This window comes from Zwartia sp. (assembly GCF_049655405.1).
Lineage (GTDB): Bacteria > Pseudomonadota > Gammaproteobacteria > Burkholderiales > Burkholderiaceae_B > Zwartia.
The window spans coordinates 24,607-40,011 of the sequence record NZ_JBASJR010000013.1; the positions used below are offsets into that span (position 1 = coordinate 24,607).

General features: G+C 51.8%; 17 protein-coding genes. 4 read left to right on the forward strand and 13 right to left on the reverse strand.

Annotation, left to right across the window (positions count from 1 at the left end):
* Positions 1-19 precede the first annotated feature (19 nt).
* The 3 genes from WBJ47_RS11555 to WBJ47_RS11565 form a co-directional block, all read right to left on the reverse strand.
* On the reverse strand, positions 20-1,240 hold the full coding sequence (locus WBJ47_RS11555; RefSeq protein WP_422242747.1) for an argininosuccinate synthase: 1,221 nt from the start codon (positions 1,238-1,240) through the stop codon (positions 20-22).
* 65 nt (positions 1,241-1,305) lie between these two features.
* On the reverse strand, positions 1,306-2,247 hold the full coding sequence (gene argF / locus WBJ47_RS11560; RefSeq protein ID WP_422242748.1) for an ornithine carbamoyltransferase: 942 nt from the start codon (positions 2,245-2,247) through the stop codon (positions 1,306-1,308).
* A gap of 26 nt (positions 2,248-2,273) precedes the next feature.
* The gene (locus WBJ47_RS11565; RefSeq protein WP_422242749.1) at positions 2,274-3,452 is read right to left on the reverse strand and encodes an aspartate aminotransferase family protein; all 1,179 of its coding nucleotides are present in this window, start codon (positions 3,450-3,452) and stop codon (positions 2,274-2,276) included.
* A gap of 141 nt (positions 3,453-3,593) precedes the next feature.
* Here WBJ47_RS11565 and WBJ47_RS11570 point away from each other — a divergent pair, with 141 nt between their 5' ends.
* The gene (locus WBJ47_RS11570; protein WP_422242750.1) at positions 3,594-3,911 is read left to right on the forward strand and encodes a DUF3579 domain-containing protein; all 318 of its coding nucleotides are present in this window, start codon (positions 3,594-3,596) and stop codon (positions 3,909-3,911) included.
* 8 nt (positions 3,912-3,919) lie between these two features.
* Here WBJ47_RS11570 and WBJ47_RS11575 read toward each other — a convergent pair whose 3' ends face one another.
* The 10 genes from WBJ47_RS11575 to WBJ47_RS11620 all read right to left on the reverse strand — a co-directional run bounded on the left by WBJ47_RS11575 (position 3,920) and on the right by WBJ47_RS11620 (position 11,683).
* Positions 3,920-4,873, reverse strand: a complete 954-nt coding sequence (locus tag WBJ47_RS11575; RefSeq protein ID WP_424585313.1) for a 2-hydroxyacid dehydrogenase — start codon at positions 4,871-4,873, stop codon at positions 3,920-3,922.
* Positions 4,874-5,104: 231 nt separating this feature from the next.
* Positions 5,105-5,368, reverse strand: a complete 264-nt coding sequence (gene rpsT / locus WBJ47_RS11580) for a 30S ribosomal protein S20 (RefSeq protein ID WP_422242758.1) — start codon at positions 5,366-5,368, stop codon at positions 5,105-5,107.
* A gap of 117 nt (positions 5,369-5,485) precedes the next feature.
* Positions 5,486-7,072, reverse strand: a complete 1,587-nt coding sequence (murJ, locus tag WBJ47_RS11585) for a murein biosynthesis integral membrane protein MurJ (RefSeq protein WP_422242757.1) — start codon at positions 7,070-7,072, stop codon at positions 5,486-5,488.
* On the reverse strand, positions 7,069-7,827 hold the full coding sequence (locus WBJ47_RS11590) for a 3-hydroxyacyl-CoA dehydrogenase (protein ID WP_422242756.1): 759 nt from the start codon (positions 7,825-7,827) through the stop codon (positions 7,069-7,071). The genes murJ and WBJ47_RS11590 overlap by 4 nt, the downstream gene beginning before the upstream one ends.
* 17 nt (positions 7,828-7,844) lie before the next feature.
* Positions 7,845-8,495, reverse strand: a complete 651-nt coding sequence (adk, locus tag WBJ47_RS11595; RefSeq protein ID WP_422242755.1) for an adenylate kinase — start codon at positions 8,493-8,495, stop codon at positions 7,845-7,847.
* Between the two features lie 69 nt (positions 8,496-8,564).
* Positions 8,565-9,356, reverse strand: a complete 792-nt coding sequence (gene kdsB / locus WBJ47_RS11600) for a 3-deoxy-manno-octulosonate cytidylyltransferase (RefSeq protein WP_422242754.1) — start codon at positions 9,354-9,356, stop codon at positions 8,565-8,567.
* Between the two features lie 18 nt (positions 9,357-9,374).
* Positions 9,375-9,566, reverse strand: coding sequence for a Trm112 family protein (locus WBJ47_RS11605; protein ID WP_422242753.1), 192 nt, complete (start codon positions 9,564-9,566; stop codon positions 9,375-9,377).
* Positions 9,567-9,578: 12 nt separating this feature from the next.
* Positions 9,579-10,679: a tetraacyldisaccharide 4'-kinase gene (gene lpxK / locus WBJ47_RS11610; protein WP_424585314.1), complete on the reverse strand. Its 1,101-nt coding sequence runs from the start codon at positions 10,677-10,679 to the stop codon at positions 9,579-9,581.
* Complete coding sequence (locus WBJ47_RS11615; RefSeq protein WP_422244732.1) at positions 10,676-11,080, reverse strand: ExbD/TolR family protein; 405 nt, start codon at positions 11,078-11,080, stop codon at positions 10,676-10,678. Before WBJ47_RS11615 ends, lpxK begins: the two co-directional genes overlap by 4 nt.
* Positions 11,081-11,092: 12 nt before the next feature.
* Positions 11,093-11,683 (reverse strand): MotA/TolQ/ExbB proton channel family protein, encoded by a 591-nt coding sequence (locus WBJ47_RS11620; protein ID WP_422244731.1) that lies wholly within the window; start codon positions 11,681-11,683, stop codon positions 11,093-11,095.
* Between the two features lie 338 nt (positions 11,684-12,021).
* Between WBJ47_RS11620 and xseA the strand changes: the two genes are divergently transcribed.
* The 3 genes from xseA (at position 12,022) to pcaF (ending at position 15,388) form a co-directional block, all read left to right on the forward strand.
* On the forward strand, positions 12,022-13,389 hold the full coding sequence (gene xseA, locus WBJ47_RS11625; protein WP_422244729.1) for an exodeoxyribonuclease VII large subunit: 1,368 nt from the start codon (positions 12,022-12,024) through the stop codon (positions 13,387-13,389).
* Between the two features lie 107 nt (positions 13,390-13,496).
* Entirely contained in the window at positions 13,497-14,075 is a 579-nt protein-coding gene (gene sodB / locus WBJ47_RS11630) for a superoxide dismutase [Fe] (RefSeq protein ID WP_422244728.1), read from the forward strand.
* Positions 14,076-14,182: 107 nt separating this feature from the next.
* A complete protein-coding gene (gene pcaF, locus WBJ47_RS11635; RefSeq protein WP_422244727.1) occupies positions 14,183-15,388 on the forward strand; it encodes a 3-oxoadipyl-CoA thiolase in 1,206 nt (401 codons plus the stop codon).
* Positions 15,389-15,405: the final 17 nt, after the last annotated feature.

Below are 15,405 nucleotides of genomic sequence, written 5' to 3' on the forward strand. Positions count from 1 at the left end.
TCAGACATGATTGAGAATTTTATTTACGACCTGCACGGGCCTCAATACGCATCCGCAGAGCGTTCAACTTGATAAATCCCGCAGCATCAGCCTGATTGTAGGCGCCGCCATCATCATCAAACGTTGCAATGGTCTGATCAAACAGTGTGTCTTTGGAATCACGCGAGACGGTATAGACGCCGCCTTTGTAAAGCTTGACGCGCACCCAGCCATTGACGTCCTGCTGTGTCGTGTCGATGAGCGCTTGCAAGGCACGGCGCTCTGGTGACCACCAGTAACCGTTATAAATCAATGAAGCATAGCGAGGCATCAGATCGTCTTTGAGGTGCGCAACCTCACGATCGAGCGTGATAGATTCGATGGCACGGTGCGCTTTGAGCATAATCGTACCGCCGGGAGTTTCGTAGCAGCCGCGTGACTTCATGCCAACGTAGCGGTTTTCCACCAGATCCAATCGACCGATGCCATGCTTGCCACCCAGTTCGTTTAATTTAGTCAAGACTTGAGCAGGTGACAGGCGCACGCCATTGAGTCCGACGATGTCGCCATGCTCAAATTCGATATCGAGATACTCGGCTTTGTCTGGTGCAGCTTCTGGGGATACTGTCCAGCGCCACATGGACTCTTCAGCTTCGGCCTTCGGATCTTCGAGGTGGCGACCTTCAAAACTGATGTGCAGGAGGTTGGCATCCATGGAGTAGGGTGCGCCGCCTTGTTTGTGCTTCATGTCGATTGAGATACCTGCATCCTCTGCGTATTGCAGGAGCTTTTCGCGCGACACTAAATCCCACTCTCGCCAGGGAGCAATCACCTTGATGCCTGGCTCCAAGGCGTAATAGCCTAGTTCAAAACGCACCTGATCGTTGCCTTTTCCGGTCGCGCCATGGGAGACCGCATCTGCACCAACTTGACGGGCAATTTCGATCTGTCTTTTTGCGATCAGAGGACGGGCAATAGAAGTGCCCAAGAGATATTCGCCTTCGTAAACAGTATTGCAGCGGAACATTGGATATACAAAGTCGCGCACAAACTCTTCGCGCAAATCATCAATAAAAATCTGTTCTGGCTTAATACCAAACTTGATGGCTTTGGCGCGGGCAGGCTCGAGCTCTTCGCCTTGACCAATATCGGCCGTAAATGTCACGACCTCGCACTGATAGGTATCTTGGAGCCATTTCAAAATGACTGAAGTGTCTAATCCGCCAGAGTAGGCCAGCACAACTTTTTTAATATCGCTCATGAGCAGCTCTATGTGTAGAAAATAGGAATAGGAGAATTCTAACCCGCTGAGCGGGATGTGAACGTTTAGTTGACCTGACCGAGTAGCAAGAACTCCATCAAGGCTTTTTGAACATGCAAGCGGTTTTCTGCTTCGTCCCAGACCACGCTTTGCGGACCCTCTAAGACCTCGGTCGTCACCTCTTCACCGCGGTGTGCGGGCAAACAATGCATAAAGAGCGCATCAGGAGCTGCACGTTGCATCATGTCCTGATCGACGCACCAGTCTGCAAACGCTTTGCGGCGTTCTTCGTTTTCTGACTCGTAGCCCATACTTGTCCAGACATCTGTGGTGACAAGGTGTGCGCCCTGACACGCTTCGTGAGGATCTGCAAACTCTTGCAGGGTTGCAGGGCTGGCCGAACCAATGCGCGCGGGCTCCAGCCTGTAGCCGGCAGGCGCCGACACATGCAACTTGAAATCTAGCAGTTCAGCGGCTTGTAACCAGGTATAGGCCATATTATTGGCATCGCCTACCCAGGCAACGGTCTTGCCGGCAATACTGCCTCGATTTTCGATAAAAGTAAAAATATCGGCCAGAATTTGGCAAGGATGAAACTCGTTGGTCAGTCCGTTAATCACAGGGACGCGTGAATGCTCGGCAAAGCGTTCAAGACGTGTCTGTTCAAACGTACGAATCATAACGATATCAACCATCCGTGACACGACGCGCGCCGTGTCCTCAATGGGCTCGGAGCGCCCCAACTGTGAGTCATTGGTGGTCAGATGAATGACCGAGCCCCCGAGTTGGTACATTCCCGCTTCAAAAGATACTCGTGTGCGAGTACTGGCCTTTTCAAACACCATTGCAAGCGTGCGGTCGTGCAGCGAGTGATGAGGCTCGTAACGTTTGAATTTATCCTTGATCAGGCGTGCCCGATCCAGTACGTAGAGCAACTCCTCACGTGAAAAGTCACTGAACTGAAGGAAATGCCTGATAGGCGCATTCGTGCTGACAACGTTTGACATGGTGTACCTGGTGATGTGTGCGCAGCTTATTGTTCAGCGTTAAACGCCTTAATAAGCGGGACCAAGAGGCTGACGATTTCGTCAGCTTCGGCTTCAGTAATAATCAATGGCGGCAACATACGAATCACACGGTCTCTGGTCACGTTAATCAGCAGGCCCGCCTCAAGGGCACGCATCACAAGAGCGCCGCAGGGCTTGTCGAGCTCAATGCCAAGCATCAGACCCTGACCGCGGACTTCGCGCACGCCTGGAACGCCTTTAAGGGCTTCCTGGAGGGCAGCTTTAAGATGTGCACCCACACGTGCAGCATGATCAAGCAGCTTGTCATCCTCAAGCGTTTTGAGCGTAGCGTTGCCCGCGGCACACACTAAAGGACCGCCGCCAAAGGTGGTGCCATGGCTGCCTGGTCCGAGAACGCCTGCAGCAGGACCGCGCGCAGCGATCGCACCAATTGGCACGCCACCGCCTAAGCCTTTTGCGAGCACCACGACGTCAGGCAAAATATCTGCCCATTGGTGAGCCAGCCATTTTCCGGTTCGACCGATACCTGATTGAACTTCGTCGATCATCATCAGCCAGCCGCGCTCGTTGCAAAGTTTGCGCAGATCTTGCATATATGAAATATCCGAGGGACGAATGCCGCCTTCGCCTTGCAAAACTTCAAGCAGCACCGCGACAACACGCGGCTCTTTATCGCCTGCAGCCTTGATGGCGTTGAGATCGTTATATGCGACCTTGATGAAGCCTTCGGGGAGTGGACCAAAACCGGCTCGGGCTTTTTCACTGTCTGTTGCTGCTAGTGTTCCCAGCGTCCGACCGTGCCAAGAAGACTCCATCGTGATGATTGTGGGTAGGTCGTTGCCTTTTTTGTGCCCGTAGTAGCGTGCAAGCTTGATCGCAGCCTCATTAGCCTCGGCACCGCTATTGCCAAAAAGCACTTCGGTCATGCCTGAAATATCAACAATTTTTTGGGCTAAGGCCTCTTGCTCTGGGACCTGATACAGGTTGGAGGTGTGGATCAGTCGCGCCGCTTGCTGACTGATGGCCTCGACCAGTTTTGGATGTCCGTGCCCCAGGCATGAGACGCCGATGCCCGCCATCGCGTCCAGATAACGTCGGCCGTTAGTGTCCCATAACCAAACGCCTTTACCATGTGTAAAAGCAACGGGAAGTCGGGCATACGTATTTGAAATGGCAGAAGTCATCGCCGGGGCTCCGTAAAATTAAAAAATACCCATCAGGCGGGATCGCTTGCGTGGGTGTAAAACATCAATCATATACAATCTTACCGATAGGCTCACGAATCAGAAGTTCTAGAGTCTGATAATCGGCGATACAGGTTATGCATGACATCAGAAGTTCGCTATTTCATCATCTATGGACTCACCCAGTCTGGCGCCAACTTTAGGCCTAGTGATTGGGCTGAGCGCCTTGCGGGGGTTTTAGCCCCATATCGGCCTGCCGGCTCGCTCGGCGGGCATCTGTCATATTCCCCGTATTCAGTGCCCACCGTGATAGATGGCGTACGCTGTGTTGTGGTGGATGAGCGTCTTCGCGAACTTGAGCCTTTGGCCTGGAAGTTTGTTCACGACTTTGCTCGAGATAATCACCTCAAAACAGAGACCAACCTGACGGTCGATCCCTTGGAACGTGACAAAAAGTAGGTTGCCGTTCAGTCAATTGGTGTCAAAACCTGACCCTTCGCGAAAAACGACTCCAGATTTTCAAGTAGGCAATCCGTCATCGCACGCCGCGTTTCATGCGTCGCACTTGCAACGTGAGGCATCAACACCACGTTGTTCATTGTCTTCAGGGCATCAGGTACTTTAGGCTCTTTGTCGAACACATCCAGTCCTGCACCACCCAAGGCACCTTCAGTCAATACACGCACCATGGCTGGCTCATCAATCACAGTACCGCGAGCGATATTCACCAAAATACCTTTTGGACCCAATGCACGCAACACTGTCTCGTTAATCAGCCCCCGAGTGCTAGCGCCGCCAACAGTTGCAATGACTAAAAAGTCGCTCCAGTTGGCGAGCTCCACGAGCGACGCAAAGTAGTTGTAGGACACATCAGAACGCGCACGACGGTTGTGATAACCCACCTCCATGTCGAAACCCAGACCTCGACGCGCAATCGCTTCACCAATTCGTCCAAGCCCGACGATGCCGAGCTTTTTACCACTGACGCGGGTTCCTAAGGTCAGGCTACCTACTTTATTTTCCCAGTGGTTCGCACGAACAAAGCGGTCACCCCAGCCAATATTGCGTGCGCTTGCGATCAGCAGACCCCAAGCGAGATCTGCCACGCAATCGTTCAGCACGTCAGGGGTGTTGCTGACAAGAATATTGCGGCTCTGGGCTGCTTCGACATCAATCGAGTCGTAGCCAACGCCCCAGCTACAAATCGCCTTGAGCTTTGGAAGTGACTGAATGACTTCAGCTTTGCATCCGATATTGGCCGAGGTCGCAACCACCTCGATACTGTCGGCATGCTCGCGTAAAAACGCTTGTGGATCTGACGCTTTCCAATATTGCAATACGTCATAGCGTGCGGCAAGTTCGGCATCAGCGGGCGGGTGACCGGTTAGAGAGCCAATCTGCAAAATGCGGGGCTTTGTCATGGTGGATTGATCCGTGTAGGAAAGAGCCTTAGGGAATGTCTGAACTTTATTTAAATAAATATATCCGGTTACACATATACGATGCTCATTCGGCACAAAGCAAAACAGCCCGTAAAGGGCTGTCTTATTTTGACGACTCTAAAAGAGTGTCGCATCACATCTCATGCGTCTATCAAGTCATTCTCAAAACATTACACGATCCCGATCGGTCATGTAAAGAGAATGCTAGGCTTAAGCTAGTGACTTGATTGCAGCAGACAGGCGGCTCTTGTGACGAGCAGCTTTGTTCTTGTGAATGATGTTTTTGTCAGCAATGCGATCAATCACGCTAGTTGCTTTCTGGAGAACTTCAGTAGCAGCGGCCTTGTCGCCAGCATCAATCGCTGTACGCACGCGCTTGATCGCTGTGCGAAACATTGAACGCAGGCTGGAGTTGTGCAGGTTAGTAGCAACGGATTGACGTGCACGTTTGCGGGCTTGGGCTGTATTTGCCATGAATAATCTGTCTTATCTTTAAATAGCGCGCTAAATCAAGCTGTTAATCAGCTCTCATACACGCAATTGGTTGAGTTCAGCCTGCTATTCTAGCACTAAGCCCCTGAAATGCAAACTCTATTTGGTCAAATGTGCTGTTTGTGTTGCAACGGGGGCGCGTCTAAAGTGTTTGAGTCGCATGCCAAGCACCCAGAGCGTCAAGAGATACGTTAAGCCAGCGACAGACAGCACCCCAAATAACCAAAAAAATCTGAGCCATGGTGTGGTTTGAAGACTTATCCAGTCAAGTTGGCTGGAGGCGTACCAGAGCGGAATGGCCATGGCAAATAGACCGCAAGTTTGTCTGAGAAAAAATGCGAGCCAACCCAAGCCTGGTTGATAAATACCTTTTCGTCGCAAGCCTACGTAAAGGGCCATCGCGTTTAGGCAGGCACCAAGCCCGATGGCCAACGCAAGGCCCGCATGGGCCAAGGCGGGCACAAGCACCACATTCATGAGTTGGGTCAAAATCAAAACGCCAATGGCAATTTTGACGGGTGTTCGGATATCTTGTTTGGCATAAAACCCCGGCGCAAGAATCTTGATTGTCAACAAGCCCACCAAACCGACGGAATAGGCCATGACGGCTAAACGTGTGTGTGCAACATCCGAGGCACTAAAGGCGCCATAGTGAAAAAGTGTTGCGACCAAAGCATCCGCCATCAGCACCATGCACAACGCTGCTGGAAGACCCAGAAGCAGCATGAGTTTGAGTCCCCAATCCAGCAGGTGACTGTAGTGTTGTTGACCGTCGGGTTGCGCGTGGGCTTTAGAGAGGCTCGGTAATAAAACCGTCCCGAGTGCCACGCCAATCAGTGCCGTAGGAAACTCCATGAGTCGGTCCGCAAAGGACAACCATGTCACACTTCCTGGCGTCAGCCAAGTTGCAATGTTGGTGTTAATTAACAAAGAGATTTGTGCGACAGAGACGCCAAGCGTGGCGGGAAGCATCTGCTTCATAATGCGTCGAACGACTGGATCTTTCAGTGCGGGTTGAATGGGGCCAATCAGACGGGGCCGTAAACCGAGGCGCGACAGTGCAAACCACTGCACCGCCAATTGAGCGAGTCCCCCCACCATGACACCCGCGGCGAGCGCATAAATTGGTTTTTCAAACCAGTCGGCGATGAGCAAACTACTGCCGATCATGGATAAATTGAGCAAAACTGGTGTGAATGCAGGTACTGCGAAGCGTCGCCAAGTGTTGAGCACGCCTGAAGCAAAGGCCACCAGTGACATGCAAATAATGTACGGAAACATCACTCGCGTCATCCAAACAGCGGACTCAAAATCAGTAGCGCGCTGGGGCTCGGTCAAACCACTGGCCATCGCCATGACGACCCAGGGCGCACCAATGACGCCTATGATCGTTGTCAAAGAAAGCACTAAAAACAAAGTGATTGCAACGCGATCAAGTAGCGTTTTAACTGCCTCGGATTCGTGCTGATTCCGCACTTCACCCAAAATCGGCACAAAAGCTTGAGCAAAGGCACCTTCTGCAAAGAGTCGACGCAAAAGGTTAGGAATTCTAAAGGCGACCCAAAATGCGTCGGTCAATGCACCGGCGCCAAATGCTCGTGCAATCAGTATGTCGCGTGCCAAGCCAGTGATCCGTGACAGCAGCGTGAAGCTGCTGACAGTCGCGGCGGCACGCAACAGGCTCATCTTGGGGGCATGCGGATAGCGCCATCCAAGCGAATGGTTTCGCCATTCAGCATTTCGTTCGTGACGATCTGATGGACGAGTTTGGCGTAGTCTTCGGGTCGACCAAAACGAGAAGGAAAGGGGATGCTTGCAGCCAAGGAGTCTTGCACGGCTTGAGGCATGCCAAACATCATCGGGGTACCAAAAATCCCTGGAGCGATGGTGACACAACGAATCCCTAAGGGGGCCAAATCACGGGCGATGGGTAAAGTCATTCCGACAACGCCGGCTTTTGAGGCCGCATAGGCGGCTTGACCCACCTGGCCGTCATACGCAGCAACAGAGGCTGTATTGATCAGGACTCCGCGCTCGCCGGTAGGCTCTGATTCATTTTGACTCATCGCCTCAGAGGCGACGCGCATCATGTTAAAGCTACCGACCAAATTGATCGAAATGACCTTTTGGAACATATCGAGGGGATGCGCACCGTTTTTGCCAACAATTTTGGCTGCAGGTGCAATGCCGGCACAGTTCACCAAGCCAAATAAGGGCCCAAGTGCTAACGCTGCAGTAACCGCCGCACGTGCATCTTGTTCTTGGGTGACATCGCAATGAACATAATGCTGGCCAAGCTCTTTCGCGAGCGCTTGACCCGCTTCGTCTTGCACATCTGCCAAGACTACGCGTGCACCATGAGCACAAAGCATTTTTGCTGTCCCGGCGCCTAAACCAGAAGCACCGCCTGTCACGATAAAGACTTTGTTTTTAATTTCCATGAGACTTTTCTGTATGTTTAGACGAGAGCAGCGAAGATCTTGGCTTTGATCTCATCGACCGAACCGACGCCTTCAACTTTTCGATAGCGGGGTGCTGTGGCATCTGAACCTGCCCAGTTGGAGTAATAGTCGACCAAGGGACGTGTTTGATCGCGGTAAACCTTGAGGCGGTGCCGCACTGTTTCCTCTTTGTCATCGTCACGCTGAACCAGCGGTTCACCTGTTAGGTCGTCATGTTCTGCAACTTTCGGCGGATTAAAGCGAAGGTGGTAGCTCCGCCCGCTGGCAGGGTGAACGCGACGTCCACTCATGCGATCAATAATGTCCTCTTCGGGGACGGCGATTTCGATGACAAAATCTAGAGCAACATGCGCTTGTTTCAGCGCATCCGCTTGGGGAATTGTTCTGGGAAAACCGTCAAATAGATAGCCCTTGCTGCAGTCTGGCTGCTTGAGGCGATCTTGTACCAATCCAATGATGATGTCATCAGAAACCAAGCCCCCGGCGTCCATAATTTTTTTTGCAGCCACACCAAGCGGGGTGCCAGCTTTGACAGCAGCACGAAGCATATCCCCCGTTGAAATTTGTGGGATGCCGAAATGTTCGGTAATGAATGCCGCTTGCGTGCCTTTGCCGGCGCCCGGTGGACCAAGCAGAATTAGACGCATGAGAACTCCCGATACTTTGAGTGATGATAGATAATATTATGCCGCATCGCAGCAGTTGACGTGACCTGTCTATTGTGGTGCTTTCCCTGACTTTAATGCTTTTGTGCTCAAGACTTGTCGAACGCGGACCAAATCAGCCTCTGTGTCGACCCCTGCGCCCGGGTGAGCCTCTGTCGGATGCACCGCAATGCTGTAGCCGTGTTCGAGCGCGCGGAGCTGTTCGAGTGATTCAATACTTTCTAAGATGCCGCGCGAGAGGCTTGGAAAAGATTTCAAAAAGTGGACCCGATATGCATATAAACCAATGTGGTGCAATGCGGGTGTCTCGGCACTCAGTAATTGAGATCCGCTTGCTAAGGCATCTCTGTCCCAAGGGATCGGTGCGCGGGAAAAGTAGAGCGCACGGCCAGCTTTGTCACACACAACTTTGACGATATTGGGATTAAAAAAATGAGTAGCGTCGGTAATGGGGGCAGCACAAGTTGCCATAGCTGCAGTGGGATGCTGGGCAAGCAAGGACGCGACCTGATTGATTAAAGCGGGGTCAATGAGCGGCTCATCACCTTGAACATTCACCACAATCGCCTCAGGAGGCAAGTTGAGCTGCTCAACAGTTTCTGCCAGGCGGTCTGTGCCGGAGGGGTGGTCGATACGAGTCATGAGCGCCCGATAACCAAAAGATTGCACCACCTGCGCAATGTGCAAATCATCGGTGGCAATCAGTACCTCGGCAGCATCTGAAGCGGCCGCCCGTTGAGCGACCCTGACCACCATGGGTGTACCTGCAAGGTCTGCCAGCATTTTCCCAGGGAGTCTGGTCGAGGCCTGACGTGCTGGAATGATGACCACGAAGGGTTGCATACACGTGTCCCGAAGTCTTTAAGCGTTATCCGAGGGATTTTCCGTGTCTTTTAAAACGCGCGCCTCGGCTTCGAGCATGACTGGCACGCCATCGCGAACAGGGAAGGCTAGCCGATCCCCGCGACACACAAGTTCCGTGTGCTCAGCGTTTGGGTGCAGGGGGCCCTTGCAGAGAGGGCAGACAAGGAGGTCAAGGAGTCGTGTTTGCATAAACCATTGTAATCAATCGGGACTGAGTCGCGAAGCTTTTGCTTGCAATTGGTGGTTCAGCCAGGGTAGAAATTCAGGATCAGCAAATGTCATGTCCACTTCTGCAACCCAAAGGCGGTCATCTATCAAAGCTTTGCATTTAATTGCGTCTTTTCCGGTCAACAAGATGACATCAGCCGATAGAGAAGCAAAGGGCGAGTGGTCAAAGGAAAAATGATCGGGAAGCGCGAGGGCTTGTGCGAGGGGAATGCCAGCTTTTTGCAAACTTGCAAAAAACCTTTGTGGATTGGCAATGCCTGCCACGGCTGTCACAGAAAGCGTGTGAACAAAAGAAACAAAGGAGGCAGGCTCTTGCGTTTGTCCGCTTAAAAGGTGTCTAAAGCGACAAATCTGAAGAGAAATTGAAGTTTTGCGCAAATTTGTCGCGGAGTGGTGCGTCACGGCAAGTAAGGCGGATTGTTTTTTGGCGTTGAGGGGTGCCTCATCTATGCGTGTGAGGACGGCGTGAACTGTACTCAATCGGCTGACAGGCTCTCTGAGAGGACCTGCAGGCAACAGCCAACCATTGCCCGTCCCTCGTGCATCCTGAACGACGAGTTCGATGTCTCGAGGAAGCCTGAGATGCTGTAGGCCGTCGTCTGAAATGATCAGGTTGATGTGAGGAAACTGTGTAATCAGGTCCAGGCAGGCTTGATGTCGATTGGGATGGACTGCAATGGGAACGCCAGTCTCGTGGGTAATCAGCGCGGGTTCGTCCCCAAATTGTTTGGCATCTACCGAGCCTTGGCCCAGCAGGGGTTGATCGCCAATGTCGGTGCCATAGCCCCTGCTAATCACCCCTGGTTGCCAACCTAGGGCGCTGAGTTGCTTGACCAGAGCAATGACTACAGGCGTTTTGCCCGTTCCACCGATATAAATGTTGCCAACCACTAGTATCGGGATATTTATTTGATCATGTGGATAGAGTAGTTTTTTAAAGCGCAAGGCACGAATTTTTAAAATCAAGCCAAACAGCAAAGCAAGTGGCGCCATCGCCCAGGCCCACACTCCACGACGCTGCCACTGCCGATGCAGCCATTTTTCAATTGCGGCACGCAGACTAGTGAGGTTCACTGCACCGCCTGTGTGGCGAAGTGGACTTTACCGATTCCTGCGTCTCGTGCGGCTTGCATAGCATGAACAACTGCCTGATGCGGCGACAAGGCATCTGCACGAATTAACAGGACTGCGTCGGTTTGACCTGACAGCTGAGTCTTGAGTGTTGCGACCAAGTCTGAAGTGGAAATCAACAAACCAGCCAGCGCAAAGCGACCATCTTGCGAGATTGAAAGCTCTACAGTAGGCACGGTCATTTGCTCCGCGCTGGCCTGAGGCAAAGAAATTTTTAATTGTCTGTCCCGCGTAAAAGTCGTGGTTGCAGCTAAAAATATCAATATCACCAACAACACATCAATTAAAGGAATGAGATTGATATCGGGTGCGTCTTGATCTGAGGCGCTTGAGCGGAAGTTCATGATGCGCAGCGCTTATATGTTTTTGAGAACATAACGTGTGGCTTTTTCCATGTTGAGTAAAAGTGCCTCAACACGGGATTTAAACAAGCGATGCGCCATGACAGCCGGAATCGCAATCAAAATGCCGAAACCAGTGTTGTAGAGAGCAATGGAGATTCCGCGGGCTAGTTCAGACGGATCTGAGCCATCAGGGCGGTAGGCTGCAAAAATTTCAATCATGCCTACGACAGTCCCAAACAAACCCATGAGGGGTGCAATACTTGCCACTGTTGCCAGCGCAGGCAAGTATCGTTGCAACATGTATGCAATATCGCGTCCAACATCTTCAATCGCCAGGCGACGTTCTGCTGTGGGCAAATGACGATTGACTAGACACTCCGCGAGTATTTGTCCGAGTGGGGATGAAGCGCGCAGTTTGTCTATCGCATCGGGGGTGTCTGCCTGAGCGCGAACCATTTGTATCACTTGAGCGGGCAGGTCGTGGGGAATGATGCGTTTAGCGGAAAGACTGAGCGAGCGCTCAATCACTATGGCTAGACCGACAACGGATAATGCGATCAAGAGCCAGATGGGCCAGCCTGCTTGAATGACGATTGATTGCAAAAAAGGTGCCTCTTAGATTCAGTGTTTAAGTGCTTACAACAATGATGTCATGGTAAGGGGGTAACCAGACCCTTGGCAAGCCAAGGACTCATTAAAATCTATCCACAGAACTTGTGGATAATTCTGTGCGCATCTTCCGAAATGAAGGAAAATGGGTGCTTTGAAGCAAATGCTTAAAATTTGAGCAAATTATATTGATATATTTAGTTTCACTGTTTAATCAATGACTTACAATTTTTATTTAACGAAACTTAACAACAGAAACGATATATTCTTTAACCACAACAACTTATTACTTTTTTATTACGTTTGTGGACAATCTTTGGTGTAGACCCCTTATGGCGCTTGGCGATCAACAAACAAATCCTGTATTGACGCGGGACATTCTGACAGTCTCTGAGTTAAATCAGGCTGTCGCACGACTTTTAGAGGAAAGCTTTGATGTCAGCTGGGTGCGTGGTGAGGTTTCTAATTTCACACCCGCGGCATCAGGTCACTGGTATTTCACACTCAAGGACAATGGCGCCTCTGTTCGAGCAGTGATGTTTCGAAGTCGTGCGGCTGCGGTGGGATTTGTTCCGAAGTCTGGTGATCAGATCGAACTCAAGGGTCGAGTCACCCTGTACGAAGCCCGCGGCGAATACCAAATTCAGGCTGAGCAAATGCGACGTGCAGGTCTTGGGTCGCTTTTTGAGGCTTTTTTAGCACTCAAGAACAAATTGACCCAAGAAGGGCTGTTTGAGGCACAAAATAAACGGGACATCGCTAAGCACCCTAGAGCAGTCGGTGTCATTACCTCTTTGTCCGCTGCGGCACTCCGCGATGTATTAACGGCGCTTGAGCGACGAGCCCCTCATGTGCCTGTGATCATCTATCCGGCGATGGTGCAGGGTGCTGACTCGGCTTTGCAGCTCAGGCAGGCGCTCGCCTTGGCGAATGAGCGTCAAGAGGTCGATACACTCCTTCTCGTGAGAGGGGGCGGTAGTATCGAAGATCTCTGGAGCTTTAATGACGAGGCCTTAGCGCGGGATATTTCAGCCAGCCTGATTCCTGTCGTTTCAGGAGTCGGTCATGAAACAGATTTCACGATTGCGGACTTTGTGGCGGATCTCCGCGCACCCACCCCCACGGCAGCAGCTGAGCTCGTATGTACAGCTCGCGTTGAGTTGTCTGAGCGCGTCCGCCGGGCCCAAGATCAATTGACGGTTGGGATGCAACGAAAGATTGACAGGCTCTCCCAACGCGTAGATCGTCTTGCGGCAAGCTTAGTGTCTCCCGCGCAAAGGTTATCGCACCAGTCGGAGCGATTAAGCGGATTGGTATTTAGGTTGCGTGCAGCGACTCAGCGCAGTGAACAACAGCGCCATAACGCTTCGGAACGAGCGATCGCACGCTTGCGCGGCGTATTGCCCGAGCTGAGCACGTCACGTGTCAGCGTCGAACGTGCCGCTGCCTCTTTGGACTCAGGATTTCGTCGGTTGCATGCTTTACGTATGGCGAAGTTGGCGTCACTTGCTGCACAGTGTCGAGCCCTCAGCCCTGAACAAACCTTGATTAGAGGTTATGCGATCGTAAGGACTCAACTTGGCAACGTGGTGCGTTCGTCCCACGAAGTCAATCAAAGCGACACTCTCGAAGTCAGTTTCGCTGCTGGCAGTGCGAATGTCCAGGTTTTGTCTCTCAAACACCCGCAGGATGGAGCTTGATCCGTTCGGAAACCCTTGTCAGTGAAGGGGTTGTCGCCATGAATTCGGTGTGTCCGATACAATAGAAATTGATTTGTTTTACCCACATTCAATAGGAATTTGCAGCAATGGCCCACACACTCCCAGCTTTGCCCTATGCAATGGATGCTTTGGCACCCACTATTTCAAAAGAAACACTTGAGTTCCACTACGGCAAGCATCATCAGACGTATGTGACAAATTTAAACAACCTGATTCCAGGCACAGAGTTTGAGACTGCATCATTAGAAGAGATCGTTAAAAAATCTTCTGGTGGCATCTTTAACAATGCTGCTCAGGTGTGGAACCACACGTTCTACTGGAACAGCATGGCACCTAATGCTGGCGGAGAGCCAACAGGTAAGCTTGCAGAGGCCATCAACGCCAAGTGGGGCAGTGTTGCTGCTTTCAAAGAAGCCTTCAATAAGTCAGCTGCCGGCAATTTTGGTTCAGGCTGGACATGGTTGGTGAAAAAGGCGGACGGCTCACTCGATATCGTCAACACTAGCAATGCTGCAACGCCATTGACTACAACAGATGTGGCATTGTTGACCTGTGATGTCTGGGAACACGCCTATTACATCGACTACCGCAATGCACGACCAAAGTATCTGGAAAGTTTCTGGACCTTGGCAAACTGGGCGTTCGCTGCTAAAAACTTCGGTTAATTTCAGCCTGCCTCTAAAAGCCGACCTCAGGGTCGGTTTTTTTTCGTGCAAGTTTTTGCGCTAAGATTTCGCTCGAGTCTTTCAACATTTTATAAAAGAGAATCGCCATGGATAAAAACGCTTATATTTGCGATGCAATTCGTACCCCTTTCGGTCGTTACGCTGGTGGATTGGCAACGGTTCGAACAGACGATTTAGCAGCAATTCCAGTCCGTGCATTGGCAGAGCGCAATCCAGGCGTCAAATGGGAAGAACTGGATGATGCGCTGATGGGGTGTGCGAACCAAGCAGGCGAGGATAATCGTAACGTCGCACGGATGGCGACTTTATTAGCTGGTTTGCCTGATGTCGTGCCCGGTGGAACAATCAATCGCCTGTGCGGCTCCGGCATGGATGCAATTGGTACGGCTGCTCGTGCGATCAAGGCAGGAGATGCTTCGCTGATGTTAGCTGGCGGCGTTGAAAGCATGACGCGCGCACCTTTTGTCATGGGAAAGGCTGACTCGGCATTTTCTCGTAGCGCATCGATTTATGACACCACGATTGGGTGGCGTTTCGTCAACAAGTTGATGAAAGCAAAATACGGTGTCGACTCGATGCCAGAAACTGCAGAAAACGTTGCGGATCAGTTCAACATCTCTCGTGCAGACCAAGATTTGTTTGCGATGGCCAGCCAGGAAAAGACAGCGGCAGCACAAAAAAGTGGGTATTTCGAAAGCGAAATTGTTGCGGTCAGTATTGCGCAAAAAAAGGGGGATGCACTGATCGTTAATCGCGACGAGCATCCACGTCTCACGACACTTGAGTCGCTCACAAAGCTCAAAGGTGTTGTGCGCGAAGGCGGTTCCGTCACTGCGGGCAACGCCTCAGGCGTCAACGATGGTGCTGTTGCGATGCTGATTGCGCACGAGCAAGCCGCAGCACGCCATGGTCTCAAGCCGCGTGCCCGTGTGGTAGCAATGGCCACAGCTGGCGTAGAGCCCCGTATTATGGGTATTGGTCCCGCACCAGCTTCACAAAAAGTATTGGCACTCGCTGGTTTGACACTCGCTCAAATGGACGTGATCGAATTAAATGAGGCATTCGCTGCACAGGGCCTCGCCGTGTTGCGGATGCTTGGCATCGCTGATAATGATCCACGCGTCAACCCCAACGGCGGTGCGATTGCCCTGGGTCACCCCTTGGGCGCAAGCGGAGCGCGTCTGGTGATGACAGCAGTGCATCAGCTGGAGGTTACTGGTGGGCGCTACGGCTTGTGCACGATGTGCATAGGCGTGGGGCAGGGTATCGCGATGATTGTCGAACGCGTCTAATACTGCATGGCGTCCTC